23 protein-coding genes and 2 pseudogenes are annotated in these 26,495 nt (G+C 64.1%); 10 read left to right on the top strand and 15 right to left on the bottom strand.

What is annotated here, in order from left to right; genetic code table 11:
- Window positions 1-13 precede the first annotated feature (13 nt).
- Window positions 14-1,132, top strand: a complete 1,119-nt coding sequence (locus E0H26_RS21160; protein WP_420812863.1) for an ISAs1 family transposase — start codon at window positions 14-16, stop codon at window positions 1,130-1,132.
- A 247-nt stretch (window positions 1,133-1,379) separates the two neighbouring features.
- On the opposite strand, the gene E0H26_RS21165 is transcribed toward E0H26_RS21160, so the two are convergent.
- The 6 genes and pseudogenes from E0H26_RS21165 to E0H26_RS21190 form a co-directional block, all read right to left on the bottom strand.
- The gene (locus E0H26_RS21165) at window positions 1,380-2,060 is read right to left on the bottom strand and encodes an ABC transporter ATP-binding protein (protein ID WP_240742298.1); all 681 of its coding nucleotides are present in this window, start codon (window positions 2,058-2,060) and stop codon (window positions 1,380-1,382) included.
- Window positions 2,061-2,062: 2 nt separating this feature from the next.
- Window positions 2,063-3,214 (bottom strand): hypothetical protein, encoded by a 1,152-nt coding sequence (locus E0H26_RS21170; protein WP_131306430.1) that lies wholly within the window; start codon window positions 3,212-3,214, stop codon window positions 2,063-2,065.
- A 6-nt stretch (window positions 3,215-3,220) separates the two neighbouring features.
- Entirely contained in the window at window positions 3,221-4,414 is a 1,194-nt protein-coding gene (locus tag E0H26_RS21175) for an ABC transporter permease family protein (RefSeq protein WP_131306432.1), read from the bottom strand.
- A 1,003-nt stretch (window positions 4,415-5,417) separates the two neighbouring features.
- A pseudogene (locus E0H26_RS30460) lies at window positions 5,418-5,595 on the bottom strand (transposase).
- A 182-nt stretch (window positions 5,596-5,777) separates the two neighbouring features.
- Window positions 5,778-6,107, bottom strand: a pseudogene (locus E0H26_RS21185) (transposase family protein); the annotation flags it as partial.
- 103 nt (window positions 6,108-6,210) lie between these two features.
- Window positions 6,211-7,332, bottom strand: coding sequence for a hypothetical protein (locus E0H26_RS21190; RefSeq protein ID WP_131306434.1), 1,122 nt, complete (start codon window positions 7,330-7,332; stop codon window positions 6,211-6,213).
- Between the two features lie 680 nt (window positions 7,333-8,012).
- Between E0H26_RS21190 and ltrA the strand changes: the two genes are divergently transcribed.
- On the top strand, window positions 8,013-9,401 hold the full coding sequence (ltrA, locus tag E0H26_RS21195) for a group II intron reverse transcriptase/maturase (RefSeq protein ID WP_240742288.1): 1,389 nt from the start codon (window positions 8,013-8,015) through the stop codon (window positions 9,399-9,401).
- Window positions 9,402-9,811: 410 nt separating this feature from the next.
- Here the strand turns inward: ltrA and E0H26_RS21200 are convergent, their stop codons facing one another.
- The 4 genes from E0H26_RS21200 to E0H26_RS21215 all read right to left on the bottom strand — a co-directional run bounded on the left by E0H26_RS21200 (window position 9,812) and on the right by E0H26_RS21215 (window position 16,230).
- The gene (locus E0H26_RS21200) at window positions 9,812-10,210 is read right to left on the bottom strand and encodes an Imm7 family immunity protein (RefSeq protein WP_131306438.1); all 399 of its coding nucleotides are present in this window, start codon (window positions 10,208-10,210) and stop codon (window positions 9,812-9,814) included.
- A gap of 524 nt (window positions 10,211-10,734) precedes the next feature.
- Complete coding sequence (locus E0H26_RS21205) at window positions 10,735-11,061, bottom strand: MafI2 family immunity protein (RefSeq protein ID WP_131306440.1); 327 nt, start codon at window positions 11,059-11,061, stop codon at window positions 10,735-10,737.
- Between the two features lie 104 nt (window positions 11,062-11,165).
- Window positions 11,166-11,984, bottom strand: a complete 819-nt coding sequence (locus E0H26_RS21210) for a GIY-YIG nuclease family protein (protein ID WP_131306442.1) — start codon at window positions 11,982-11,984, stop codon at window positions 11,166-11,168.
- A gap of 196 nt (window positions 11,985-12,180) precedes the next feature.
- Complete coding sequence (locus tag E0H26_RS21215; RefSeq protein WP_131306444.1) at window positions 12,181-16,230, bottom strand: AAA family ATPase; 4,050 nt, start codon at window positions 16,228-16,230, stop codon at window positions 12,181-12,183.
- 197 nt (window positions 16,231-16,427) lie between these two features.
- Here E0H26_RS21215 and E0H26_RS21220 point away from each other — a divergent pair, with 197 nt between their 5' ends.
- The 3 genes from E0H26_RS21220 to E0H26_RS21230 all read left to right on the top strand — a co-directional run bounded on the left by E0H26_RS21220 (window position 16,428) and on the right by E0H26_RS21230 (window position 20,081).
- Complete coding sequence (locus E0H26_RS21220; protein WP_165521943.1) at window positions 16,428-18,218, top strand: SIR2 family protein; 1,791 nt, start codon at window positions 16,428-16,430, stop codon at window positions 18,216-18,218.
- Between the two features lie 307 nt (window positions 18,219-18,525).
- Window positions 18,526-19,236: a hypothetical protein gene (locus E0H26_RS29620; protein WP_131306449.1), complete on the top strand. Its 711-nt coding sequence runs from the start codon at window positions 18,526-18,528 to the stop codon at window positions 19,234-19,236.
- A 62-nt stretch (window positions 19,237-19,298) separates the two neighbouring features.
- On the top strand, window positions 19,299-20,081 hold the full coding sequence (locus E0H26_RS21230; RefSeq protein ID WP_131306451.1) for a transposase family protein: 783 nt from the start codon (window positions 19,299-19,301) through the stop codon (window positions 20,079-20,081).
- Window positions 20,082-20,170: 89 nt separating this feature from the next.
- On the opposite strand, the gene E0H26_RS21235 is transcribed toward E0H26_RS21230, so the two are convergent.
- Both E0H26_RS21235 and E0H26_RS21240 read right to left on the bottom strand, forming a co-directional pair.
- The gene (locus E0H26_RS21235) at window positions 20,171-20,950 is read right to left on the bottom strand and encodes a transposase family protein (protein WP_131306540.1); all 780 of its coding nucleotides are present in this window, start codon (window positions 20,948-20,950) and stop codon (window positions 20,171-20,173) included.
- A gap of 54 nt (window positions 20,951-21,004) precedes the next feature.
- Window positions 21,005-21,916, bottom strand: a complete 912-nt coding sequence (locus E0H26_RS21240) for a nucleoside triphosphate pyrophosphohydrolase family protein (RefSeq protein ID WP_240742299.1) — start codon at window positions 21,914-21,916, stop codon at window positions 21,005-21,007.
- 128 nt (window positions 21,917-22,044) lie between these two features.
- Between E0H26_RS21240 and E0H26_RS21245 the strand changes: the two genes are divergently transcribed.
- Genes E0H26_RS21245 through E0H26_RS29390 form a run of 4 tightly spaced genes read left to right on the top strand, consistent with a single transcriptional unit; the run spans window position 22,045 to window position 24,465 of the window.
- Window positions 22,045-22,338 (top strand): acyl carrier protein, encoded by a 294-nt coding sequence (locus E0H26_RS21245; protein ID WP_131306455.1) that lies wholly within the window; start codon window positions 22,045-22,047, stop codon window positions 22,336-22,338.
- Window positions 22,335-22,760 carry a helix-turn-helix domain-containing protein gene (locus E0H26_RS21250; protein ID WP_131306457.1) on the top strand — a complete coding sequence of 142 codons (426 nt, stop codon included), beginning with the start codon at window positions 22,335-22,337 and terminating at the stop codon, window positions 22,758-22,760. The genes E0H26_RS21245 and E0H26_RS21250 overlap by 4 nt, the downstream gene beginning before the upstream one ends.
- A complete protein-coding gene (locus E0H26_RS21255) occupies window positions 22,757-23,695 on the top strand; it encodes an ImmA/IrrE family metallo-endopeptidase (RefSeq protein WP_131306459.1) in 939 nt (312 codons plus the stop codon). The genes E0H26_RS21250 and E0H26_RS21255 overlap by 4 nt, the downstream gene beginning before the upstream one ends.
- Window positions 23,696-23,697: 2 nt before the next feature.
- Window positions 23,698-24,465, top strand: coding sequence for a thymidylate synthase family protein (locus E0H26_RS29390; protein WP_240742300.1), 768 nt, complete (start codon window positions 23,698-23,700; stop codon window positions 24,463-24,465).
- Window positions 24,466-24,485: 20 nt separating this feature from the next.
- Here E0H26_RS29390 and E0H26_RS21265 read toward each other — a convergent pair whose 3' ends face one another.
- Both E0H26_RS21265 and E0H26_RS21270 read right to left on the bottom strand, forming a co-directional pair.
- Entirely contained in the window at window positions 24,486-24,746 is a 261-nt protein-coding gene (locus E0H26_RS21265) for a hypothetical protein (protein WP_131306461.1), read from the bottom strand.
- A 37-nt stretch (window positions 24,747-24,783) separates the two neighbouring features.
- Window positions 24,784-25,827: a nucleotide kinase domain-containing protein gene (locus tag E0H26_RS21270; protein WP_165521945.1), complete on the bottom strand. Its 1,044-nt coding sequence runs from the start codon at window positions 25,825-25,827 to the stop codon at window positions 24,784-24,786.
- A gap of 51 nt (window positions 25,828-25,878) precedes the next feature.
- Between E0H26_RS21270 and E0H26_RS21275 the strand changes: the two genes are divergently transcribed.
- A complete protein-coding gene (locus E0H26_RS21275) occupies window positions 25,879-26,184 on the top strand; it encodes a hypothetical protein (RefSeq protein ID WP_131306463.1) in 306 nt (101 codons plus the stop codon).
- Window positions 26,185-26,276: 92 nt separating this feature from the next.
- On the opposite strand, the gene E0H26_RS30040 is transcribed toward E0H26_RS21275, so the two are convergent.
- A complete protein-coding gene (locus tag E0H26_RS30040) occupies window positions 26,277-26,492 on the bottom strand; it encodes a hypothetical protein (RefSeq protein WP_240742289.1) in 216 nt (71 codons plus the stop codon).
- Between the last annotated feature and the right edge of the window lie 3 nt (window positions 26,493-26,495).

The following is a 26,495-nucleotide window of genomic DNA, read 5'->3' on the forward strand; positions in this document are numbered from 1 at the left end:
CTGCGCACCGGCGTTGACCGTTGCCGAAACCACTGGTGGGCTGCCTGAAGCGCTCGCCGGTCTGCCTGATCCACGCGCCAGGCGAGGTGTCCGGCACCGGTTGACAGTCGTGGTCACCGCAGCCGTGTGTGCCGTGGTCGCCGGCTATCGCTCGTACGCCGCGATCGCCGAATGGGTCGCTGACGCGCCGGCGGCAACGGCTCTCGCTTTGGGCATGATCCCGGATCGGCGCCCGTCGGAGGCGATGATCCGTCGGCTGTTGCAGGCCATGGACCCGCAACTACTGACCGCAGCGATCAGTGCCTGGCTCGCCGGCCGGGTCACCGCCTCCACCTCAATGGCTGGTCGGGCGATCGCCGTCGACGGTAAGACCCTGCGCGGCTCCCGCACCACCGGCACCCCTGCCCGGCACGTGATGACCGCCTGCGACCAGGCCACCGGTGTGGTCCTGGCCAGCACCACCGTGGACGGCAAAACCAACGAGATCACCCGGTTCGCACCGCTGCTCGACCAGATTGGCGACCTACGCGGCACGGTGATCACTGCCGATGCCCTGCACTGCCAACGCGAGCACGTCACCTACCTCGCGCAACGCGGCGCGCACTGGATCCTGACCGTCAAAGGCAACCAACCCCACCTGCACGCGCAGCTCACCGCACTGCCCTGGCGGGCAGTCCCGGACGCCACCCGCGACACCGACCGCGGACACGGTCGCCGCGAGATCCGCAGCTGCAAGATCCTGACGATCTCCACCGGCATCGACTTCCCGCACGCCGCCCAAGCCATCCAGATCCGCCGCCGCAGACGTCGCCTGGACCAGCCGAAACGCTTCACCACCGAGACCGTCTACGCCATCACCGATCTCCGCGTCCATCAGGCGAAACCGGCACAACTGGCAGCGTGGACCCGCGAGCACTGGTCGATCGAAAACAAGGTCCACTGGGTCCGCGACGTCACCTACGACGAGGACCGCAGCCAGATCCGCACCGGCACCGGACCCGAAGTCATGGCCGCTTTACGCAACGCCGCGATCAGCGCCCTACGCCTGAGCGGGGCTACCAACATCGCCGCCGCCAACCGACATCACGCCCGCGACAGCACCCGCCCGCTGGCACTACTCAACATCACCTGACGACTTTGCCGGGGCCCTGGCCACCGCCCACGGACGGAATGTCGCCCAACACCGCCATCGTTCATGGTCGGGGTGTGAGCCTCGTCCGCTTACGGACGCGAGGTTCGCTTCCTCCGAGCGCGAACTGCTCGGACCGCCAGCAAGAGCACTAGGGTGCCGAGCGAGAAAACACCTACTGCCCAGGCGAGAGTATCTGGTCCATCGGCAAACATAGTTCCTCCAATCACGCCTCCGCCTCTACCTCTGATTATAGACCTGCAACAAGCCCTACCTGATCTTGCGTCACACGAACGACGCTGTTGGCCTTGGCCGCCACGCTCTCATCGTGCGTGCAGAGGAGGACAGTACGGTCCGTAGCAGACTGCAACAAGAGATCCAGTACGACGTCTGCGGATTGCTCATCCAGGGATCCCGTCGGCTCGTCGGCCAGTAGTAGCCTTGGGTTGGTGATCAGGGCGCGGGCGATTGCCACGCGCTGCTGCTCTCCGCCGGACAGCTGGTAGGGACGGTGACTAGCCCGTGCGCCAAGCCCGATCCGATCGAGAGCGTCGGATGCCTGCCGAACTGCCGAACGCCGCGACTCGCCTGCAAGTAACAACGGCAGTGCGACGTTAGTGGCTGCATCGATGTGGGGCACTAGATGAAATGCCTGGAAAACGAAGCCGACGTTTGCGGCCCGAAAGTCCGCTAGGTGGCTGTCGTCCAAGGCCGATAGCTCGGTTCCCAGAACGTTCACCACACCCTGGTCCGGTCGTGCAATGCCTGACACTAGGTTTAGCAGGGAGCTTTTGCCTCCACCCGACGGTCCGACGATCGCGGTAACCGTGTGCTCGGAGATCGTGAGGCTCGCTCCGGAGAACACATCGACCCGCTTTCTGCCCGTGTTGTATGACAGGTGAACATTGCGTATCTCGACCGCGATGGCCATATTCACTCGCCCCCTGCATACAGTTCGCGGAAAACTTCCAAGCGGCGACGCTGATCCACGATCAGCGTTAGCAGAAGGTTGGGCACTGACGCAAGGACTAAATATCCCATAAGAACTCCAATTAGAAGCGTCTGGCTGTAACGGCCTAGCAGGTGCGGCATGGCGACGTGCACGATTGTCGCAGCCAGCAGGGCACCGCACATCATCCGGGCCACTATCGCGGTCATGAATGCTCGCGATACCGTTGAAGGTCTAGTACCAAGGGCGACGAGTAGCCCTCTCAGCTTCGACGACTGGGCCCTGAGACGCCGGTCCGACCGTGCTCCGTACAGAATCCAAATTGCGGCACCAAAAAATGCGACACCGAGTGAGGCTAGCCGTGTCTCGGACACCACGTCTCCACCGCTCAGTGACCGCCAAGCCAACTCCGCTCTGGTCTGCCTCGCTGCCTGGTTAGTTGAATCAGTTTTGAGAGATAGCATCGTTTGATATACCGCTACCGTAGATGGATCCGCAGCGACCAACGCCGCTAGTTCATCAGCGCCTAGTAGTGATGCTGGAAGAACAATCAGGCCGCGGACCTCGGTGGGGAAGCTTGGATCGGCGTACGGCTCAGCGAGATCAGTGACCCTTACTGCGATCGGCGGGGCTGACACGCCCGATAGCACAGTAATGAGTGCGATGCGATCGGCGTTGGTGATGCCGAGATGGAATGCGGTAACTTTGTCCAGAATCACCGCATCATCGCTCAAGCTAGTCGGCACGTTGCCGCCCAGAAAGCGAGGTACTTGAGACATGCTTCCGTCGATGACCATCGCCGTGACCGTCCACGTTCGTGACACATCGACTTCTTCTAAGGTCGGGTTACGCGACTCGCCGCTGCGGACAGCTTGCACGCGCATGCCTACGATTTCCAGGTAGCGCAGATGCTGACTATCCTCGGCCTTGCCGCCTGCTGCCGGTGCCGACACTCGCTCCCGCTCGCTATAAGACGCGCGGTACTGAAACGCCGCCCCATCGACGCGGCTGTCGACAACGATAGCAAGAACGAATGCGATAAGGGAGCCGACAAGGCCGCTCACCAAAATGTCAGCCAGAAGACCTCGCCACATTCCTAGGGTGACAAACCGTAGCGCTACAAGGAATGGACTCATGGCCGCTCATTCCAGTTCTCTCGGAAATGGCGACCTGTTGCTCCATCGCCACGTACGGTTGGTCAATGTCACCCATGCCACCACAAAGTAGACGAGGGTGGCCCCAGCCCCGGCACTTGCCATGTGGATTTGGTATCCAGGCGGCAACGCTGGAAAAAGGAATCCCTGATAAATTACGGAAGCGCTTAGATAGATGCCAAGGGATATGCCTACGGCGACGATTAACGACTCGACCACAGCGACCCCTCTCACGAGCTTCCTGCGGCGGACACCGAGTATCTGTAGCAGGGCCATCGAGCGACCGTTCCGATGTACCAGTGCGATTGCCTCCCGAATAGCGAGACCCGCAATCGCTAGGTACGCCAGCACGGAGATTGTTAACACCACACGAAATCCCGCGGTCACTTCTGCCTCACTGCTGGCCCGTAAATCTGCAGTTGCGGACACCAGTGCACTGTCGCCTTTGGGAGATGATGCAAGTAGACTCTCTACCTCGTGCGCTGACCTATTCGTCGTGAGGGCCGCGATCGTCGGTTCAAGCGGTGGCATTGAGCCAAGTCCAATTTCTGCGTTCGAAGGCATCGGACCGACTGCTACGTAGTCACTGGTTGCGTATCGTACGGCCAGGATGCGTCGAACAGTAGGTGTATAGACACCGTCTCCTATCTGAATGTTGACCGCGTCGCCAGGCTCTGCATCTAGGGTGCTGGCTAAGTGTGCACTCAGATCGATCCAATGTCCGGCAGGTGCGGGTGCGGATTCTACGACGTGTTGGTCGGAGAACCAGGACAAGTCGATCTTGTCCGGGTCACGAGTCAACAAGAGCTCTACGCGACCCTGAGTCTTGTCGTAGAAGCCGAAATCCACATTAGAAAACCTTACGAAGCTCACGTAGCCGCCGTCGCTAGCCACCTCCCTGAGGGCCGCTTCAGACTCTTGGTCGAGGAGATGATCGATCTCGAAAGTAAAGTTTGCGTGAGCATATGTCGAGGTCTCAAAATAGCGGAGCGTTGGCAGTGCCATTCCAAGCGATGCCAATGCAACGCTGGCAAAGGTGCTGAAGGCTAGCGAACGAGCGAGCGACATCCAGAACAAAACGGTTATGACTGACAGGAACCGCCGGGCGCGGTCGACGGCGGTATTGCGTGAAGTCGCCATTTCCCTTCGGCCCGGCGGCTCAATGAGCTTTTGCTCTGTCATCGTTCAGTGGACACTTTCAGGACACCCTGCTGAAGTTGCTGCAGTTTCGGTCGACGTTGTGCCCGGTACCGGTGCCGTAGCGGGTGTACCCAGTGCCTGCATACTCGCCCTGAGCCCTCGCCTGTTGCGAGACGGTGGTCGGCACGGCGATCCAGGACGAGTCGTGACGTGCCAACCACACGTTCCCGCCATTAACGGGGTCGGTAGTAAGGTTGAATGGCTTAACTCCGCCGCCCCAGTCCGTCCAACTTACGGTAGGACGCTTGAATGGGAAGTAGGGAAATGCGTGCTGGTAGAAAATCGGACTAGGAATGTAGTTATTGTTGAACTCTAGCTTTCCGGTCGAGGTCAAGTAATTTCCGACCGACACGGTCCCCGAGGACGGAGAAAGAGTGTTCGTGCAACTAACCGAGTAGGCTTGCGCGGCGGAGGTCGTCATCGCGACCGCCAATGCTCCGAACGTCAGTGTGGACAGTGCCCGCCGAACCGATAAGCGCATCTACATCCTCTTCCCTCAAGTGCGTAGTAGGCAGGTTAAATAGATCTATGCCCGACCAAACGGATAGCTAGGCTGGTACATGGATACATCCCGTGAGTCGGCGCATCTAAAATGCAACTGGGTCCGATTACATGACTCCGAAGGTGGGCCGCGTATGCGGATCGTCGTACACCCCTTCCGTTTCTCAAGCGTCAAGCTGGCGCCTCGATTTGTGGCAGACGAGCCTCAGTTCGCACCGGTGCATAAAAGGGGCCTCGCTCAGCCATTGACGAATGACACTAGCAGCGGGGGCGAGTGCTCGTTGCCCCTGTCCATCCCTACTGGACGTCAGACCCTCGCGAGTCGTCGACGAACACGTGTCTAGCCTTACGCATCGTGTTGCGCAAACGGTTCGGCTGATGCCAAAACAGGGCAAACATCAACTGCCGATAGCCGCTAGATCACGACCGGTCACTAGATAACGTTCCGATAACGACCGCGTGCTACGGGGACGCTAGTGCCTCGTCATGCAACCTTGAACGGGTAATTCGGGCGTGCTCGTTGGTTGACGCCAGCGGATGTAGTCGCCGATGGCGGCGTCCTGCTCGGCATGGCTGTGGTGGTCGGTGCCGTTGAGGGCGAAGTAACGTACGGCGGCGAACTCGGCTTCGATCCAGTTCAGCCAGCACGCATACGTTGGCAGAACACCAGCTCGACCTGATTGGCGGTGCACCAGGCGCGGACCTCGGGGTGCTTGTGCGGGGAGAAGTTGTCCAAGATGGGGTAGAGGCGTTGGTCGTGCCAGCGGCGGCGCAGGGTCTTGAGGAAGCTCAGGAACTCGCGCCATCGTTTGCGGTCGCGGATGCGGTAGTGCATCTTTCCTGTGGTCAAACGAGCCGTGCGGCGCTGGTATCGCTCCAGCACCCCGGAAACCTGTTCACGGAAGGTGCGGCGGCAGCCGCGCGTGGGGCACACCAGACGCCGCACCCGCACACGGACCACCACCCGCCGCCCGTCGACCGGAACGTCGGCGACCGTCCGCCAGTGATAGCCGTGCACCCGTCCGGACGAAGCCCAGCACCTCGGGCAGACCGCGGTGTCCTGCGGCGTCCGGGCCCGCACCACGATCCGCTCACCCTCGTCGGCCACATCCTCGATGACCAGCGGGGACAGCCCCGAGAACACCGTCTGTACAAGTCCGTTGCCATACTCCACATAGGAGCAACGACACTCGCCACCCTCCGTCACCACCGAAAGTGAGACAGGGCCTTTAACGAGACAGCCCTCCACCATCGGCGTTCATCGAATTCGGTGGTGGTTAGGCGGCGTTGGGGGATTGCTGGGCTGCGTGTCGCTGCCAATCGACGGTTGCCACCGAGGCCGTACGAGTCGCCGCTGCTGTAGGTAGATCAGCCGGGGTCTGGTCGACGTTGCTGCCGACGATGGCGGCACGTGCGTGTCGCAGGGCCGCGATAAGTCGGTCGACGCCAAGCCCGTTGAGATCAGTGCCGTCGCCCTTCGTGGTGAGGTACACGGACGGCGCGTGGTTCGGGTCGTCGTCGTGCTCCAACGCGACCTTGACGTACGAGTCACTACAACCCTCGCCTGGCACGCGGTCGATGACCATGGAGTGTATGAGCATGTTTCCTGGTGTTCGTGCGTCCAAGACCTCTTGTTTCGAGTGGCCGTCGCACCATGTGATTCGGTGTGGGCACGGATAGTGGGCGGTGCCGCGCGCGTACCGCAACGGGGCGGGGTGGTGCGCCGGTGTCACGGCGGTGTCCGGTGCGTTGGGCAGCAGTGGCGCCGCTTGGCTGTCGTGGATGAGACGCCGCAGTTCGCCGGCCAGGGTACGGGCTTCCGCGGGGGTGAGGGTGATGCCGGCCATCTGCGACTTGGTTATGTCGATCGTCCCGATCGACTCGCGGTAGTGGCGGAACACCATGAGTTCAAGCCACTCCGGGCGGTCGGCGGTCGCACGTTCCAGATGCAGATCCACCCTAACCATTGCATCCTCGCACAGGTCGGGCATGTGGACCCGGTCCTCGTAGAAGCCGTCGACGTCGTGCGTTGCCTGGCACCAGGAGGGGCACGATGCGGTCGACCAGAAGGGCGACCCGGCCGCTGGTGGTGCGATCGGTAGGGGTTCTTCCCCACGCTCGGCTGCCGAGACGAGTTTGTTCGCGAGGTCGCTGGCCTCCGCCACGGTGCAGGTAAACCAGGTTTCCTCGGCCCACCGGTCACGGAAGAACCGGAGGGCCGGCTCGACCTCGGCGGGCCGCTGAACGAGTTTGACGTGCAACCGCGCGGCCTCGTACCGGCGTTCGACGGGGATCTTCGCACCGTGGTCATGGGCATCGGCCAATGACAGCCGCATCTGGACCGCGGCACTCTCGTGACGCCGCTCGTCCAGCTTGTCATCGTCGAAGTGGCCGAACACCCTAACCTTCTGATCCGGTGCGCCGTGAGGCGCTGTTGTTCGAGTGGAGGTGGAAGACCGCCACCGTCTCCCTGTCGCAGCAGGTGGGCGTAGCTGAGGGCAGCCTGTTCCGGGTGGTGCCGGATCGGGTGGGAAGCAGCCCTGACAAAGCCGGGGCGTGCCAGCACTGCCAGATGGTGCGGGTCCGGCGAGCGAGACGAAGAGGAGTACGCGAGGAACCGGCGTTATTACGTCCCTTAATGGGTTACCGGCTCGAACCTGGTGGATCAGGGCCGGACGACGGTGACTTCCCGAACGCGAATGTGGTTGGGAGGTTCTCGGGCTGGATTGGATCGCCGGTCCGGGAGGCGGTGGGGAAGGTCTGCGGCGTACCCACAGCGAGGGCCGTCAGGGGCAAAGTCGGGCTCCTCCTTCGACGAACGAACAGCAGTGAACACGGGAACCACCCGACCGCGACTCCCGGGCCGACCGCGTCCAGCGGACCGGTCCGGGATAGGCGCACCGACCGCTGACGGGTCGGGTGGGGCGGAGCCGCCGTAGTACTCCGAGCCGGGGAAAGCCCGGTACATGGGGAAGGGCGGCAGCGGTTACGCGAAGGGACGGATGCTGTAATGCCGCAAGACGCGCCGCCGAACGGCGACGCCCGGCCGGACGTAAGTCCGGTTGATCGGGTAGCGGAGATGCAGGCCAAACTTCATCGTTGGGCGGCGGCCGATCCCGGCCGCCGGTTTGATGACCTGTTCAACCTCGTGCACGACCCGGCGACGCTGATCATGGCGTTCGACCGGGTCGCCGGTAACCGGGGAGCCCGCACTCCCGGCGTCGACGGCCTGACCGTCGATGACGTCGAGCAGTACGTGGGCGTCCCCGGGTTCCTGACCGACATGCGTGCCCAGCTGAAGGCGGGCACGTTCCGGCCGCTGCCGGTGCGGGAACGCAAGATCCCGAAACCTGGCGGGTCGGGCAAGGTCCGCAAGCTCGGTATTCCGACCGTGGCGGACCGGGTCGTGCAGGCGGCGTTGAAGCTGGTGCTGGAACCGATCTTCGAGGCCGGTTTCGAGCCGGTCTCCTACGGGTTCCGGCCCAAGCGGCGGGCCCAGGACGCTATCGCCGACATTCACCAGTACGGCACTAACGGGTACCGGTGGGTGCTCGACGCGGACATCGAAGCGTGCTTCGACTCCATCGATCACACCGCGTTGATGGACCGCGTCCGAGCCAGGGTGAAGGACAAACGCGTGCTGGCGCTGGTGAAGGCGTTCCTCAAGGCCGGGATCCTCACCGAGCTCGGTGACCGGCAGAACACGCACACCGGCACGCCGCAGGGCGGCATCCTGTCTCCGCTGCTGGCCAACATCGCGTTGTCGGTGCTCGACGAGCATCTGATGGCGCCGTGGAAGCCGGGCGCGACGATGTCAACCAGCGGGCGCCGTAACTACCGGCGCAGCCGTGGGTTGCCGACGTGGCGGCTGGTCCGTTACGCCGACGACTTCGTGGTCCTGGTCCACGGGACCCTGGACCACACGGCCGCGTTGCGCGAGGACGTCGCCGCCGTGCTCGCTCCGCTGGGCCTGCGCCTGTCGCCGGCCAAGACGCGGATCGTGCACATGAGCGACGGGTTCGACTTCCTCGGCTTCCACATCCAGTGGCAGCGCAAGCGAGGCTCGAACCGCTGGCACGTGTACACGTTCATCGCCGCACGGCCGATCCGGTCGCTGAAGGCGAAAATCCGAGCACTGACCCGCAGGACATCACAGCAGGACCTGAAATCCGTGCTGACCAGGCTCAACCAGGTCACGCACGGCTGGGCCAACTACTTCCGGCACGCCGTCGCCAAGCACACCTTCCACACCCTGGACCGGTTCACCTGGCAACGGCTGATCACGATGCTCACGCACCGGCACCGCTGGAACTGGAAGGCCGTCCGCAGACAGTTCACCACGCCGACCGGCAGGTGGCTGCCCATCACCGCGGACGGGACCGCGCACCAGCCGATAGCGGCCACCCCGGTGACCCGCTACCGGCAACGCAGGATCCCCAACCCCTGGCCCGCACCCGACAACGCCTGACGACAGCAACCGTGGAGAGCCCGTTGCGCGGAGACGCGCACGGCGGGTTCGGCGAGCGGCCTGGAGAAAACGGACCAGCGGCAACGCGGCACCGCGCTCCAGGCCGACTCAACTAGTTCGTTTCTGCTGGTCCAGGCGTTGCCCTCAATGGGCCGCCACGGTCGGCGGGCGGTGAAACTGCTGCGATGCTGGAACAGTCGCGTCCGTGCTGATGGGGTGCCGAACATCCGAGCACACACGGAGCACCACACGATCGCCGTCGCCGTCGCCGCAACGGAGCAGGCCGACCAACGATCGGCGGCTACCGCACACCCACCGACTCACAGCGGGTCGAAATGATCAACGATTGATCGCCGCCAACCACGTCGGTGGATCGAGGCTTATGAGGCGCACCGCGATCAGTCCGGCGATCAGTCCTCGACAACGGGACGGATGGGTGACAGGAACGGATCGAGGCGTTCGGTGATCTCACCCCGCGCCATGACGTGCACCCGGAACGCGTTCGGACCGGGAGGGACGGGCATCTCCTCGTCTTTCTCGTAGAGGAAGCCGTAGGACCCCGGCAGCCGTCGTGCGACGAACTGGAGCACTTGGCGCATCCCCACCGCCTCGTCCCGACGTCGGTTGGCCACCCCATGCAGGAGCAGGTAGTACTCCCCGTTGAGTACGGTCACCTCCGCCGAGACGTTCGTCGGGAAGTCCAACCCGACCACCAGTTCGTTCAGCTCATCGATGATGGCGTCGAGTTGGCCAGTGTCCGACTCCTCGGTGGTCTGCGAGAGGCGGAACCAACCGTGGAACTCGTACACGTCACCCTCCGAACGGTCCGTACCGCGGGCCAATCAGGGCCAGAAGAGTCGCGGTCATGCGTCTGTAGATGAGGGCAACTTCGACATCAGGATCTGTCGCTGCGGCCTTCGCGGAGGCTTCGGGCGCTGTCCAGTACGAGGAACTCGATGACCAGCGGTAGCAAGGTGCCATGTGGAGGTTCGGGGCAGCGACCAGGCTATCGTGACTGCGGCGTCACTCGATGAGGTCTCCATGCCAGGGACGCTGGCCGCACGTACACGCTCGCCAGCTACGAGCGCCGGTATGGGTCGTCCCGGAAGCGCCTTTCCCCGAAGGTCCCGGCGGTGCTGAGCCAGTCCTCGAACCGATCACAGCGGAACCCTGCGCGGCCCACGCCCCCGCCACAGCCCTGCCCGATACGCTCTGCCCGCCGCCGACCAGGAGAGCGGCGTCGTGCTGGCCAGCACGTGCTCACGCTGGCAGTGCAACGCATCCGCGGTCACCACGCACTTTGCCAGCGCACTGCTCCTTGGACCGCTCGCGGCTATCCCTTTTCTCCACCTCGATTTTCAGGTTCTTTGGCCACATAAACACGACGTCCGGTATTCCCCGGCCAGCCGGCGCTCGGCGCGCCCACGAAAATGATTGATTCTATTGCAATAGAACCATCCTGGAGAGCTTCCAACTCGAATACCAGATCCTCGATATCCTCGTCGACCTGCGCACTATGCTCATGGACGGCAACGTGCAGAATTATCCGGTTCGAATCCAGATCAACAGAGATTGCACGCATTACCCGCGAGATCAGTCCGAGCGCCGCCTGGACAACGTCAAGGACCAATCTGTTTTCGCGCTCCAAACGGTTTTCCACTACCTGACTCCTCACGGCGCTTAACTTCCATACCCACGATGAACCGACGCCCGACTACAACGACCGGTTTTTCCACACTGTAAAGGCTGCTTGGTGGTGGCTGCTTATACCGTCACTGCCATTCCGCGCAGCGGATTTCGCCGATACTTCTCGGGGCATCCCCATTCGACGTGCCAGAGATATGCAATATGATCCGTTACCGCGGGGTGTTCCGAGTAGAACAGCTCGCTGCCGCCGTCGACTTCGATACAGGGAAGGCGAGCTGCCATCAGCTGCCAGTGACGGAGCTGCTCCGTCGCTTTCCCACCCGGTTCCGTGGCGGTGACGAAAATATCCATATCTGGCGTCACACCGAACGCCTTAGCGACAGACTTTAGGCGAGCGGGGAGATTTGCGGTAAAGCCAATCTTGACTACCGGATAGTCACGGAACTCCATAAAGTAGACTACAGATCCGCGCTCTCGGACCATCTCCTCGTCCGCCTCCGCAGCCAGTTCCTCGGTCTGAATCGCTGGGGCGGGCCACCATAGGCCAGTCTCCTCAGGCGGCGGGCTCTCGAAATCCGGCAACAGCGACAGAGGGCTGACTGGCACTCGCCGCGCATAGCCCATGTTGGTGCGCTTTTCCTGATCCACGCACCACTGCGCCTCGAACGGATCCAAAAGTTTTCCGTTAACGAGATAGCCCGCAGCGGCCAACTCCGCGATGACGTCTTGGCGCTGCTCCGAATCGTCATCCAGTTCACTTAATCGGACTACTTCCGCTTGCTTCAGCCGTTCACTGAGTCGGGCGAGGAAACCGACGGCGGCGAGCGAAAGTCGCGTGTCTCGCGTCCAGCTGGATCGCATTGAAAATTCCGGTGGGCTTGTGCGGCCGGAGAGGACAGTCCTCTCGTCGCCACCGAGTCCGTGTGCGGCGCTCACGATTCTCCTTTGAGGGGATCGACAGATGTTGCTAGAGCCGGCTTGAATGCAGGCCACCGGGCGTAAGGCGGGAAGAGGTAGAGGGTAGCCCGCCCAGACGGGCGAGTTTGGCGTCTTGCTCGCGGTGGTGCCCGGATCGCGCTAAGGGAGAAATTCGCGAAATGCCGTCGTCGTCCGGCGGATAGTTGGGGCGGGACTACCAGACGTCGTCTTCGTCGTCGTTGTCGCGGCGTAGGTTGTCTATCAGGGCTTGGAGGTACGTGTGGGCTTCTTCGTAGTCGGCTTTCAGGTCGAGGTCGGTCGTGTGTTCGGCGGCGTCACGGGCAAGGGCGAGAGCCGAGCCGAGTTCCTCGCTGATGCCGTTCATCGCGCTCCAGTTGTGGGGCTGCATCGCGTCCTGGACAAAGGGGCGCGTCCGCTCGTGGACGCCGCGTTCGCGAGCGCGGGCGGTGATGTCGTGCGCGAGGTCGGGTTGGTCCAACGCCCACATGTCTATGTCGGCGAGCAGCTCGACGAGTGACCGGAGTTGGTCACCATCGAGCTTGGCGGCGAGCCGGGCCAGTGCGGTTCCTTGGTTATTGGTGAGGCGGTCGTTGACGGCGGCGGCGATGACCAAACCGGCGTACGGCGCGCTGAGGTTGTCATGGATCCAGGCGGCGAGACCGTCGGCGTGGGTGTCGAATGCGCTGTTGAGCTCGTGGATGTCGTCGGGGAGCGGGACGCCGTTGTCGGCTTGGTCGGCGAGGTGATCAAGAACGAGGCGGGGGTGTGCGGTCGCGATTCCGGTGAGGGCTTCCTGGACTGCGTGGGAGTCGTAGCCGGCGTGTGAGATGAGGCGGAGTATCGCGGTGGCGTCGTCTGAGTTGAGGGCGGCACCGTAGGTCCTGCCGTCGTAGTGGCAGGCGTCTTCGATGGCTCGGATCGCGCCGAACTGGCTGACCGCGTGCTCGAGGAGCACCTTCACCGCAGCGATGGGCTGTTCGCCGAGGTAGGTGCCGGCAGCGGCGAGGTACGCCTGGGCGATGTCAAGGTCAGGGTCATTGATGCCGGTGGCCCACACCTCGAACAACGGTTCGCCGAGGAGGTGCCAGCGTTGTCCCATGAACCCGTTGGCGATCGCCATCTTCACCTCGCGTCGACCATCGACGATTTTGTCCTGAATCCAGGCGGTGGCGTCGTCCCGAGCGTGGTCGAGCCACCGGGTGATGAGGAGGTTGAGTTCCTGGTCGAGCGGCCCCGGCGGGCGTTCGTTGATGTCGCGGACGATGGTTTCGAGGTGTTCGGGTGACTGTTCTGCGATGCTGCGCCACAGCCCCCACAGGGTGATCGACCGGCCGTTGTCGAGGGTCAGGACGGCTCGGGCCGTCTGGTCGAGCAGGTCGAGCATCGCGGGTATGTTGCCGAGGTCGAGGAGCCTGCGGGCGACGTCGGCAAGCTGCTCGCGGCGCAGTGCCATGCGCTCCTGGACCTTGTCGTGGATGCGCGTGTTCTTGTCCGCCTGCCTTTCCTCTTCGGTCAACCCGGCGAGGCGTTCACGCTCGGCGGTTCGCTCGGCCATGAGCTCTTCCATTGTCGGTACCACCCGACGTTTCGCAGCCGCCAGGCCGAGTTGGTTTTTCCACACCTGGTCCGCGACGTCGTCGGCGAGCCCGGCAGCGTTATCGAGCCGAGCCAGCAGCGTGAGTGCCGCATGCCGGATCCGGAGCGACGTGGCGTGGTCTGCGCTCCACTCGATGTGGTCGCGAACGCGGCGTCGGACAGCCGGCACTGTTGTCTTGTCCGAGACGTGTCCGAACGCCTGCAGGGTCGCGAGGTCGTCGTCCTCCCACTGCAGGACGGTGTCGTCACCGACGACCTGGTTGAAGTAGCCGTGCGGCTGCAGCAGCGCTTCGTGCAGGAGGTCCAGCGCTTCACCAGCGCGTCGCAGGTCGTTGGAGAGGGCCTGTTCTTGGAGTAGCTCGCGTGTCTGGTTTCGGACGTCCCGGACCTTCGCCGCGTTGAAGGTGTGCGGCTGTAACGCGAGCGTCCTGATGCTGGCCTGCACGGTTTCGAGCTCTTCTTTTGCCAGCAGCGGCTTGAGCGCGAACAAGGGGGTGGCTGCGTCCTGCGCGTCGCCCGACTCCTTTAGCCATTCGGTGACGCGGGCAACGATGCGCTTCGAGAACGACGCGTGCGGAAGCGTCGCGAGGTTGGCGAGACGGTCTGTCACCATGCGTTCAGGGTGGTCGGGATTCGAGTTCGCCGGCCTCGCGTCGCGCCGGCGGAGTGCCCACAGCGCGTCGAGGACGGTCTCCAGTTGGTCGGCGTCGTTGGCGGCGGCTCGTGCGTACAGTCCCGGCATCTTCGCGCGGACGTCGTCTCGGCCGAGCGGTGCCAGACCCAACGGCTTCCGATATGGATGCTCTTCCTCGTCCTCCGGAGGTTCGACGCCTTCGGCGTCCTCCCAATCCAGACGGGCACGGACCTCGTCGAGGATCGTGACGACCTCGGCCGGATGGGTGGCCGCCAGCTGCTCTAACTGGCTAAGCTCGTCAACCAGGCGCCCGTTGTGGGGGGTCTGCAGACGGGTACGGATGGCGGTCCAGATGTTCGGCATGAGGCGTGGTCCGCCGCGCTGCGCGAGTCGCCAGTCCAGCTCACCAAGAGACAGGGCGAGCTGATGGTGATGGTCGGTGCCGAACGTGTCCCAGAGTTCGGTGACGAACCCGCTGTCGTAGTCCTCGAATGCTGCGGTGACCTCGAGGACATGGTCGGCGAGTACGTCAGGTACGACCCGCAGCACGTCGCCGTGTTCGACCAGGACGCCGCGGTCGCGCAGAGCCTTGAGCAGCCGGGCCAGTTCGATGGGCTTCAACGCGCAGAAGCCTGCGATCTTGTCCATCAGCGCCCGGTCCTGCGTTTGAACTGGTCCGAGGGCCGTGTAGGTCGCAAGGACTCGCTGAGTGGTTTCCGGCCGGAAACCTTGTACGTCGGTACCGAGCAGCTCTTGGTACCGAGTCAGGATCTGGGTCCGCAGAGCAGCATCGACGCCAAGTGACGCGGTGAGCTCGCCCCGCCTGATGAGGTTGACCGTGATGACGGCGACGAACGGACTGTGTTCAGCCTGTTTGGCGAGGTAGCTCGTCAGCGGGAACCGCAGCCTCATCCCCTCAGTCAAGGCCTTCACAAGCTGCCGCGCCTGCTTCGGCGCCAGCTGGCCCACATCGACGACCGCGAGTTCGGATGGGCCGAACTGCGCCAACGCCACTTGCTCGACGACCCCGGTCTTTGCGCTCGGACGGGTCGCCAGAACCAATTGCACATCCGCCCGTTCGCGGACAAACGCCAGCAACGGCGCCAACGCCGCAGGGTCCGTGTGCGCGTCGTCGATCAGGATGACCATCGGACCCATCCGAAGCTCGGTCATCGCTGCGGCGTGGAACCGATGCCCGGCCGCCAAACACACCACCGGAAACCCAGGCCACCGCTCTTGTAACGCGGTCAGCGCCTCAGCCACCAGGCGCGACTTCCCCCGGCCCGCCGGAGCCGAGACGACCACCACCTGGCGGAACCCGCCACTATCCCGATCGAACGCTGCCCCCAACGCGGTGAGCTCATCCGTGCGCCCCACCAGCGGACCAAGATCGTTCATCACGGCGGTCGGATTCCTTCGCCCCGAGACGAACGTCTCGAGCGACACGAACGCATCCCCGGGCGCTTCGAGGAACATTCGCCGGACGTCTTCACCCCAGGTCTGGTCGAGAATATTCCGCTGAACCTGCGCAGGCAGGTCCTTCAGCATGGCGGTGAGCTGGCCACGGTCCAACAGGGTCCAGCCCGCATACTTCCTCATCTGCGCGCGCGCCTGAGAGGAGGCGACCCGAGAAAACACCAGGTAGAACTCCTCGGCCCCCTCGTACGTCACCTTCTCAACTGCCTGCTTCACCTCGAAAGACCTCAGCCTGTCCAGGTGCTTGCACTGCCACGCGGCCGGCACCCCGTCGCTGTACTCACCGGCCAAGTCGATCCCGTCTTGCTTGTCGCCCGACGTGCCCCACCGCTCCACCCTGGCGACGTGACGAACCCCAACGCCCAGGTACCGCTCCGCCCTCAAGAGCCGCTCGACGAACTCTTCAAACTCGTAGGGGTTCAGCCATGGAGTCGGCAGCAGCTTCGAGTGTTTGTCAGATGACAGCCACTTTGCGGCGGGCCGATGATCCTCATCGCCCGCGTCGCGATTCCTCTTACCCATTTCCAGCCCCTGCATATGCCTCGCCTACAGCCGACGAACTGGGGTATCAACCCGGCCCGTGGAGCGGCTTCCATTGTCCCAGCCAGTGCCGACACTCGGAAACCGCCCAGCTCGGCCGCATCGGCGGCCTCCCGTGGGCAACACCCCTCGCAGGCCACAACCCGCCCGGCAACCCGCGCGAAGATGTCAGCTCCTGCCAGTACGGTCGAGCGATGATTGACGCAGATGCGGCGACGGGCAGCAAAGCGTTGGACTCTCGCATCAGCCTCGCGACCTCGATGCACGCCCAACCTGGTGTCTACGCCTTGCTCGTCGGCTCGGGCACGTCGACGGGTGCGGGCGTGCCGACGGGCTGGGGTGTTGTGACTGCGCTCGTGGCCAAGGTGGCGGCGGCGTCCGGCGACGAGGTTCCAGCGGACTTCGATGCAAACGTTTGGTGGGGCAAGCACAGAGATGGCGAACCCCTGGGCTATTCCGATCTACTCGCGTCGCTTGCTAGCACGCCGGCAGCCCGTCGGGCGATCTTGGCCAGCTTCTTTGAGCCCTCAGAGGAGGAACGGCAACAGAGCATGAAGGTCCCCGGCGCGGCGCACCGGGCGATCGCGGCGCTGGTGGCGCGAGGAGCTGTCCGGGTTATCGTGACTACTAACTTCGATCGGCTAATCGAGCAAGCGCTCGAGGCTGAAGGGGTCTTCCCACAGGTCATCGCCACCCCTAGCGCCATAGATGGTATGGAACCGCTGGCTCATGCACGATGCACGGTGATCAAGTTGCATGGCGACTACGCCAGGATCGACCAGCTGAACACGGTGGAAGAGCTGAGCCACTACCCCGAGCCGCTCAAGGGATTGCTGGAGCGTGTTCTGGATGAATACGGCCTCGTCGTCAACGGCTGGTCAGGGGACTGGGATCACGCGCTAGTGACAGCCATCGAAGGTATTCGTTCCCGGCGATACCCTCTCTACTGGTCGAGCTTCGAATCTCTGGGGAGCCCCGCCCGACGCCTGGTCGCCCAACACCGGGCGCACGTGATCGTTGGAGTGTCGGCCGACCAGTTCTTCCCAGACATCCTGAGCCGGCTTGGGGCGCTTGATAGCCTCGCGGATCCTCCACTGACAAGGGCGATGGCGATTGCCCGACTGAAGCGGGCCCTGCCTGACCCAATCAAACACATCGAGTTGCGGGACCTTCTCGACGTGGAGGTTCAGCGGCTTCGGGCGTACCTGGCGGATAGGCCGCAGCTGGCACCCGGAACCGACGGGCAGACGTTGCAGGATGCACATGACGAAATCCGTCAGCGCTGCGGCACGCTGCTGCACCTGGTAGCGCAAGGGGTGTACCTAGACCGCGACCGACAGCACATTGCGGTGTGGACAGCGGTGATCGAGCAATTGATGCGAGCGCGCCGGCAGCCCGATGGCCAGTTCCATCCGTTCTGGGTAGCTTTGCACCACTATCCGGCACTTCTGGTGTTGAAGGCCGCGAGCCTGAGTGCAGTCGCCGCTCGGCGCGATGATGTCTTACTGCGACTGCTTCGCGAGCCAACCTGGCGTGATCGGACCAGCAGCGAGCAAGAGGCGGCAGCGCTAGACGTCCTACACGTTTATCGAGTTCTCGATCATGATCTGATTAATGACTTTCCTCGTTGGAACGGGACCAGATGGCTCTATCCTCGCAGTAGGCTATTGAAGGACGAGTTGCGTGAGGTGTTCCTTCCCTTGATTGGCGACGAGGAGTCGTATCAGCAACTCTTCCACCGAACTGAATACCGCGTAGCGCTCGCTCAAATGCGGTTCGGAACCTCGGCAAGTTCCTACCGCCCGGCGCCAGGGGAGTTCATCGGTGAAGGCCAGTGGCGGCACAATAGATTAGCCTGGGAGGCCGACTTCCGCGGTCACGCTGATCGTGAGGTATGGGGCTGGTCAACAGGCGACGACGGCCCCTTCGACCAGACGCTGAAAGAGTTGGCAGAAGACCTTGGAAGGAGCCGGCGATGGGGCTGATCTGCAAGGTCTGGCGGTATTGAGCACTTTCCTCGCTCTCGCTCTCAAGAACTTCGCGGAGGTGCACCTGATCGCCGATCAGCGGCGGAAATGGATACGAGAGGCCGGATGTAGGTGGACGTAATCTGCGCCGTAGCGTAAGAAGTGGGGACCCAAGCATGATGGGGGGGAGCACGTGGCCTTTCAGAACGAACCCGAGCAACCTGCCAGCGCTGACAGGCGTGTTCGCCCTGAGCCGATGGGCCGATGGGAACGCATCGGCGCCCTCGCTATCGGGCTCACTCTCGCTGGAGTCGGTTGCGTTGCCGTGTTCAAGACAAACAACCAGGCCGGGACGACAACCCTGCTGATCGCTGCCGGAGTCCTTTTGCTGATCGGAATACAGGGCACCTCACTTGTGCGGGTTAGTGGCGGCTCGAACACAGCCGAGTTTGAGCGCCGACTCCGGCAGGAAAGGTTTATCGAGGCAGCAGCGCAAGAATCTGCGACTAACCCCGAGCGAGCGAAAGGAATGATAGAGGGTGGCGTCATTCTGGATCCTTCTGTCGCCCCCGAGCTTCATCTAGCTATTACATGGAACAACCTCCTACGGGAGGCCCTTACTGAGGCGGCTAGGCCATGCACAGTGTCTGCGCGCCCGTACTCTGTGTCCGCTCCAGTCAAGTTCACCATCGAGACGCCCGAAGGTCTAATAGCGGTCATTCCGAAGCCGTTTGGGGAGCCGGCCGGGGAATCTGATCTAAAGGAACTAGCGAGACACGGCGGTACAGGGGAGGCGATGGGTGGTCTCATCGTGGGCAACAGTGAAGCGACCGCGTTCTTGCGGCTTCTTTTGGCAGCCGGGACGTGGCCATTGCCGATCGAAGTTGTCACGTGGGCCGGCAGGGAAGACCATCAACGGCTTGTGGCCGCCATTCAACGCATGCGCTCCACGGTCGCGCCGCCTGGGGAAATGATGAGCCTTTTTCATCGTGATGGTGCTGGTCACGGTGGGTGTGAGGAGGCGGTGTCGACATAGGGCGAGGCTCCCGGTAAGACAGCAGTCGACCAAGATCCGATGCCCCAACCGGGAGCCTCGCTGTGCTGTCTTACCCGTCAACGGTCGCGCTGTCCAGCCGCACCCTGAACCACCTGGCCGACCTCATCCATGCCGAACGCACCCGCCGTCGCGGCCGGTGGCGGCGTCTTGATGCCGGCCGGCCGGCCCTGCTTGCTTTGGCCCATCTGCGTAACGGTGACACCATCGCTCGTCTGGCCTGCGGCTTTACGATCAGCGTCACGACCGCTTGGCGGTACGTCCGAGAAGCCATCGACCTACTCGCCGCGCACGCCGAGAACCTGAACGCCGCCATACGGCGCATCGCCCGGCTCGCGTACGCGATCCTGGACGGCACCCTGATCCCGATCGATCGGGTCGCGGACCAGAAGCCGTACTACTCCGGCAAGCACAAACGCCACGGAGTCAACGTGCAGCTCATCGCGGACTGCAAAGGACGTCTCGTCTGGGCCTCACCCGGCCTGCCCGGCGCCGTGCACGACCTGACCGCCGCGCGCACCCACGGCCTGATCGAGGCTCTGAGCTGCGCCAACGTGATGACCTTCGCTGACAAGGCGTACCAGGGCGCCGGCGGCAGCATCCGCACGCCGTTCAAACGCCGTCGTCACCGACCGCGACTGTCCCGACGCCAGAAGACCGTCAACCGGCACCACGCCAAGATCCGGGCCGTCGGCGAACGCGCCGTCGCCACCCTCAAGAGCTGGAAGATCCTGACCAAGCTCCGCCGCTGCCCACGACATGCCACCACGATCGTCCAGGCCATCCTCGTCCTACATCACATCCGGACCAGCCAAAACCCACGATGAAAAGGGCTCGATCTCTTAACCCTGCTTGCCCGCGCTCTAAAGGATGTCTCGTAACTCGGTGATGGCGTTGCCGCGCAACGGTTCCTGGATCAGCCGGCCAGGATGATGTTGTGGAGGTGGGCGATGCCGGATGCGGTGTCGGTCAATGTGTGGGCGGCGCGGCGGTAGTCGCGCAGGATCTTGAAGTACTTCATGCGGGCCAGGGCGTGTTCGACCTGCGCTCGGACCGTGCGATGCTGCTTGTTCAGGTCCGCCTTCCACTCGGGCAGATCACTGCTGTCAGCGGGCTTGCGGTACGGGATGATTACCTCAGGATTGCCGCGGTAGGCGCCGTCTGCCATGACCGGTCGGCCGGCCAGCTTTTGGTCGATGCCGCTGGTGCGGTAGACGATGGTGTCGTTGCGGTTGCCGGGTTGAGGATCGCCGAGGGCCACGACGAGGCGGGTGTGGGCGTCGATGGCGACCTGAAGGTTCGTGCTGTAGCGGTAGTTCTTGCTCGGGGCAGCCAGGCGGTGGTCTCGGGTCGGGATGAGGGTGCCGTCAACGATGGTGATCTGGTCGACCCGACGTCGGCGTCCCGGCACGAGAGCGAGCAGGGGGCCGACGGTGTCGATGACCCGGTGAGCGGCGGAGTGCGACACCCCGAACAGGGGGCCGATCTGCCGCATCGTCAGGTTCGTACGCCAGTACGCGGCCACCAGCAACACTCGATCGGCGAGGTCGAGAGACCACTGCCGGCCGGGCCGGCCGTCAGCGATGGCGTCCCCGCCACGATCGGCAACCAGCCTGACGAGGCGGCGGAACTGGGTGGGCTGCAGCCCAGTGAACGGGAAGATCCACTCCTGGCGGGCCGCCGAGATCACCTGCACCCCGACATGATCCACCATGGACCAACCGCCGAGTTACGAGACGTCCTTTAGGTGTTAGCCTCTCTGATTCCGTTGGCGTCTGGGCGGCTGCTCGGCGGATGGCTGGCGTTCGACCACGGTGAGGCGTTGGACGGTGAGGTCCAAGCGGACGGTTCCGCCGCCGTAGTGTCGGAGTGTGCGCCAGGCGGCGAAGCCGGTGAGGATTGCCTTCTCCCAGTCTGCTGCCCGGTGTGCGCCGACCTCGAGGTGGGCGACCATGCCGTGGATGGTGTCGAGGACATCGTTGTCGATGTGGTTTTTGCCCTCAAGGTAGTGGTGGCGGCTGGCGTAGGCGAACACCAGTGCGGAGATGCCTTCCTCGATGGCGATCGCGCGGCCGCCGTCTTCGGCTTCGTCGGTTCTCGGGTTGCTGCGGCGTTTGCGTTTCAGCAGTGATCGCATGACGGGCGACCAGCCGAGGACCGCGGCGTAGGACAGGTGGAAGATGTCGTGGAAGCAGTAGCCGTCGGCGATGTGTGAGGCGTTGGTGATCGGGTCGCCGACCTGCTCGCCGTTGCAGGTGAGTACCGATACTTCGCGATCTTCCGGACTGCGGGTCAGGGTGAAGACGAAGTCGGCGTGTCGTGGGAGTTGCTCGCTCGCGTCGAGGTCGTTGTCGAAGGGGATCGCGTCGGCGGGGGTGTGTCGCCAGCGGTCGCTGATCTTGCTGAGGTTGGCGGTGGCCACGTCGTCGAGATCGAGATCGAGGTGGTGCGCCACGGTGGACAGGTACCAGAGAACGTCGCCGAGTTCCTCGCGCATGCGGGCCCGGAACTCCGGGTTGGCCGGGCCGTCGCGCAGCTGCTTTTTGTAGGCGGTCAGTACCGCGCCTGCCTCGCCGGCTAGGCCGAGCAGGGCGACTGCGACGCGATCGCCGGCGGGGATTGGCTGGATCGTCTTGGCCGCCGAGCGCTGATACGCCGTCATCTCCACGCGACACTCCTCCATCTTGACGGACTTCCCGACAACTTGCCTGCCCTCGATTGACTGTCCCACAAGGACGGGCGTAGAGTCCAGCAAGACGACGGATTTTCCGACAACCAGCGGAGCGAGTGATGCGGAGCCTGACCGGTCCCACTGTGGAGACGATCATCGGTGTGGTGGTGCGTCTCCTCGCTGACGAGCGTGGTGAGTCCGAGGCGGATGTGCGCGACGAGTTGGCGGAGGGTGGTTGGGAACTGCCGATCGACTCCCTACGTCTTGTCGAGATCCTGGTCCAGTTGGAGCAGGAACTCGGAGTCGAGGTCCCCGCTGACGTCGAATCGGCTCGGTCGATGCGCTCCGTGCGCGCCTTCGCGGAAGTCGTACTTGCCGCTTGCACCACCAGTGACGGGAGCCCCTCATCATGACCACGACACCCGATCCCGAGGCCGGCCGCCTCGGCGACTCGATTCTTCTGAGCGACCGGCTGAAGAAGACCCGCGAGTACCTCAACTTCTCGCAGCAGTGGGTCTCGGAGCGGACGGGCATTCCGCGTTCCGCGATCAGCGAGATCGAGCGAGGCGCCCGGCGGGTTGACAGTCTGGAGCTGAAGAAGCTGGCCCGGCTGTACCGGTACCCGGTCAGTTACTTCCTGGACGAGGACCTCGACGCCATCCCCGCCGAGCACGCCGTGGCCGGGTTGCCTCGCCGGCTGACCAACCTCAAGCCGGAAGACCTCAATCAGGTGATGAAATTCGCCCAGTTCCTAGAGACGTCCTACGAGGCGGACGCCGAGGTTGACGGACACGACGACCATCCGGTGCCGGCGCGTCGAGGAGCGTCATCGTGAACTGGTTGATGGCCCATCGGGTCGCTGGCATCGCCGCGGCCAATTTGCGCCGTCGTCTCGACCTGCCTGAGGACTGCTACGTCGATGTGTTCGCCGCGCTGAGGCGCTGCGGTCTCATGGTTGCCGGGCAGGACATGGCCAGCTTGTTCGGCATGTACTTTCCGCCGGGGCCGAGTAGGCACGGCGGCATCCTCTTGAACAGCACCATGGGTGAGGCGACGATCCGGCACACTGCCGCGCACGAACTCGGTCACGCGGAGCTGGGACACGGGCGGTGCCTCGCCGACGGCCGGGACCCGTTCAGTGCGACGCCGCCACAGCAGTGGCCCGACGAGGAGAAACAGGCGGAGGCGTTCGCGGCCTGGTTTCTGATGCCGATCCGGGCGGTCAAAACGACCTTGACCCGGCTAGGGCTGGATGTTCCGCGCGAGGCCATGGACGTCTACCAGCTGTCGCTGCACCTGAGTACGTCGTATCGCGGGACGCTGCGACACGTCCAGCACCTGCGGATGGTGACGCCGGGAGTCGCGAGGGGCTGGGCAGCCGTTACACCGACGCGGTTACGTGCCCGCCTTGGTGGACAGGTCGCCGGCCGGGCGTGGGAGCTGAGTGGCCTGACTGAAGGTAGTCGTCTGCCGGTTGAGCGGGGCGATCGCCTCGTTGTGCGGGCTCCCTGGCTGGGTGACAGCCCCTATTTCACCGGCCCGGACGGGGTGACGATGCTCGCCGAGCCACGTGCCGTCTCCCCCGGCGATGGCGTCGAGTTCGACATCACCGGATGCATCGACAGCGAGTCGGTGCTGACGGTGAGGTCGCGGGATCGACGGGAAGCCTGGTCGGTCACTCTGATGCCGACACCGGACGACCACCGTGGGCTCATCGCCAGTGCGCGGACGCAGCTTCTCGTCGGACCGATGAGCGGAGCGCGACGGTGAGCATGATCAGCGTGGAGGCGTCCAACGTGTCTACGGCTTGGCTGGCCGTCGCGGGCCGCCTTGACCGTGAGCCGAAGCGTAAGGCGATCCATTCTGTGGTTCGGATCTCCGACCCGGTGGCCGAGACGCCTGTGGTACGGGCGGCTATGGACGACCTGCTCGCGGCCCAGGACCTGCAAGGCGTGGACACGGTCGCCAACACGATCTTTCCCGCCGCGCTGGCCGTGTCGAGCCGAGACCACGCGGAGCTCGTGCGGCGCTACGTGGGGATGTACCCGCTGCTGCAGAGGCGCTTCCCGCAGAACAGGCGCGGCACCTATTTTCATCGATTGATCCAGTATCCGGGCAGTAAAGGGCCATTCGATCAGATCGGTGCCGTCATATCCCGCATTCGCATCGAACGCGACGGCGGCAACCCCAAGCAGGCGCGCTACGAGACTGCCCTGGCGGTTGCCGACGATGCGGCCGAAAACGTGCCGGTCTACATCCCTGGCCGGGACAACAACGCGATGGCGTTCCCGTGCTTGAGTCACTGCTCCTTCCAGCTGGACACGGAAGGTCGCGTACACCTGCTGGCGACGTACCGCAGCCAGTACATGGTCCAGCGCGGATACGGCAACTATCTTGCGCTCGGCCTGCTCCTTGCCCACGTCGCGGATCAGACCGGGTTGCAGGTCGGCCACCTGACCGTCGTGGCGGGCCGCGCGTATCTGGAACCGCCGGTCATGCAGGTGCGCCGGATGCTGACTCGTTTCGCCGAAATGACGTGAGGCTCGCGGGCGGGGTGCCGTTAGCGCGGCTGGTCGGCCTGAGCAGCAGCCAGGGCGCGGGTCACAGCGGGGTTGTCCAGCACGGAGAGACACTCGTCCGCGTAGGCCGAGAAGCCGGTGAGGGTGTTGGCTAGCTGCGGGTCGGCGCTGACGTCGAGGTGGCTGCTCTCGACGTGCAGGTCGCGGTGGATGCGGGCGCCGAGCTGGTCCAGCGCGGTGGCCAGGACGGTAACGGCGTCCGCGTACGCCACGTCGCCGTCGGCCGGGAGGTCTAGCGACATTGGGAGCTCCTTGGGTAGGTGGTAGGTCAGGGCGTGATCATTGCGCGAGGGGTGCTGCGGTCGGCAGGCGGTCGTTGATGCCCCACTTCGGGGGGAACCATGCCGTCAGCGGCTCGGCATCCTGGCGGTAGTTCTGCTTAATGCTGGTTCGGCCACTGATGCCTGCGATGCCCGGATGGGCGACGCGGGCGTACTTGTCGACCTCGCAGAACAGGTTCTGACAGTCGATTAGTTGGAGACGGCGGCCCCCCAGGGTGGGAAACGACAGTCCCAGCCGCGCGAAGTGTTGTTCCTGCGTGTCGGCGACGTAGCGGATGACGTCGGCCTCGATCCCGTCCGCCGCCGCGCCGAAGCACTTGCGAATGCCGTCGCGCGCACCAGGCCCTGGCACGACGAACTCCATCTCGTCGAAGGTGAGCGCGGGGGCGTAGTTGAGGTCGATCGCGAACTGGTAGGCCAGGAAGTTCCCGAACGTGGGGAACGACCGGAGGATCTCGAACACCTCGCGCAGGCCTCGGGCGTCCGCGACCCGGGCGGGTACCGACGACTCCATCATCATCTCGATGAGGCGCAGGTGGTTGCGATGCTTCCGTGCCTCGCCGAGGTTTGGTGGCGGGATCACGTAGGCGGCGGAGTAGAGCCGTTCCCCGGCCGCGAGCGCCTCACTCAACACAGGGTCTAGGGCCTCGAACCGGTATTCACACCAGGTCAGCGGGCCCGCTGCCGCAGACAGACGACGCCAGGTCGACGAGCGGTTGAATAGCTTAAACAGCACGGTCCGGAAGAAGACCTCGCTCCAGGTTTGGTTGCCGCGGTAGATGACGTCGCGGATCAGGTGCTGGCTGACCCGATCGGCAGCGCGGTAGCAGTTGGTGAACCGGTAGTGCGCGAGGATCGGATCCTGGGTCCAGGGGCGAGGTGCTCCGCGCAGGCGGGCGATATAGATCCGTTGCCGGGCCTCCGCGAACCGCCAGTAGGTATCGAAGACGGGCGTTGGCGCCAAGCGCCGGCCCGCAACCGTGATAGCCCCACGACGGGCCATCGAGCCGCCCGCCGCCTGATCAACTATCGCCCGGACCATGTATCTACTATATATTAGTTACTCATTCGGAGATAGAGGGGCGGGTGGCGTGTGGGTCTGTTGAAGGATTCGCGGCGCCGCACGACCTCGGTCCAGTGGCCCGCCGAGGTCGACGCCCACCTCGACCTTCTGGTCCGGCTGGCTGCAGACGAAGGAATTCCGATGAGCCGTGCCCAGATGCTGTCGGCGCTCGTCGCTAACGCGAGCCTTAGCGGCCCCACGGTGGCGAAGATGGTGCGCCGGTATCTCGGCCAACTCAAGGTCGGAGATCTAGCTCGCGGGGCACCCCGATCAGAAGACCTTCCTCAGGTGCGCCACCGCGGCAGACAACGCACCCACCCGACCCAGACGAACTGACTCAGGTCGGTCCACCCAACGTCCGGCACCATGCCGGCAGTTCAGCCGGCAACTTCCCGCATCCGGCGTTGGTCGTTGCGTCTGGGTGACGGCTACGCGGCGTAGGCGGCGGTCAGGGTCGCGCCGGGGACGCGGCGGGGCAGCCGCTGCTGGATCTGCGTTCGTAGGTGCGTGGCGGTGGCGGCGAGAGCGGCGGTGAACCAGCCGACGAAGCCGCCGGAGTCGCGGACCGGCCGCTGTGGTGCGGGTTCGCGGGTGGGGGTCGGCTGCGGCAGGTGTGGCGGTTGTGCGGCTCGCGCGGCGCGCATCGC

It is taken from the genome of Micromonospora zingiberis (genome assembly GCF_004331455.1).
Lineage (GTDB): Bacteria > Actinomycetota > Actinomycetes > Mycobacteriales > Micromonosporaceae > Micromonospora > Micromonospora zingiberis.